At 51.1% G+C, this 425-nt stretch carries 1 pseudogene; it reads left to right on the forward strand.

The features are described from left to right. A pseudogene (locus ACTHSP_RS22125) lies at window positions 1-425 on the forward strand (polyphosphate kinase 2); the annotation flags it as partial.

Genomic DNA, 425 nt, shown 5'->3' on the forward strand with positions numbered 1-425 from the left:
GTTTACGAAAAAGAAAAACAGAAGCTGCAAATCGAATTGTTGAAAGTACAAAGCTGGGTTAAAGATTCCGGTCAGCGTATCGTCAGCCTGTTTGAAGGCCGCGACGCAGCCGGTAAAGGCGGTACCATCAAACGCTTTATGGAACACCTGAATCCTCGTGGCGCGCGCGTGGTTGCTTTGGAGAAACCAACCACTACCGAACGCGGCCAATGGTATTTCCAACGCTACATCCAAAACCTGCCGACCGCAGGTGAAATGGTATTCTTCGACCGCTCATGGTACAACCGTGCCGGCGTAGAACGCGTAATGGGCTTCTGCGAACCTAACGAATACCTGCTCTTCATGCGCCAAACCCCTGAATTGGAACGTATGCTTGTTGCCAGCGGCATCCATCTGTTCAAATTCTGGTTCTCCGTATCCCGTGA

The organism is Neisseria sp. P0001.S005, assembly GCF_051963715.1.